1 protein-coding gene is annotated in these 402 nt (G+C 62.7%); it reads left to right on the forward strand.

The genetic code is table 11. From position 1 onward, the window contains the following. On the forward strand, positions 1-220 hold a 220-nt coding region (locus tag FCS21_RS16685), incomplete at its 5' end, for a potassium-transporting ATPase subunit KdpA (protein WP_171035761.1). Positions 221-402 lie beyond the last annotated feature (182 nt).

The raw sequence follows: 402 nt of genomic DNA on the forward strand, positions 1-402 counted from the left end.
CATGTTGATCGGCCGCTTCGGCTACATCCTCCCGGTACTGGCCCTGGCCGGCAGCCTGGCGATGAAGAAGACCGCACCGATTGGCCAGAACAGCTTCCCGACCCATGGTCCGCTGTTCGTGACCCTGTTGACCGTGACTATTTTGCTGGTGGGCGGCCTGACTTTCCTGCCGACGCTGGCGCTGGGGCCCATCGCTGAACACTTGAGCATGGGCTTCTAAAAAGGGGATATGAACATGAATATGCCTGCAAAAAACGCGGCCCCGGTCAACACCCAGGAACCCGCCAAAACCGCCGTCTCTGCCCTGTGGCGCCCGGCGCTGGTCCAGGCGTTCGTCAAGCTGGACCCGCGCCAGCTGCAACGCTCGCCGGTGATGCTGGTGGTCGAGCTGACCGCCATCCT

The organism is Colwellia ponticola, from assembly GCF_005885605.1.
Classification (GTDB): Bacteria; Pseudomonadota; Gammaproteobacteria; order Enterobacterales; family Alteromonadaceae; genus Colwellia; species Colwellia ponticola.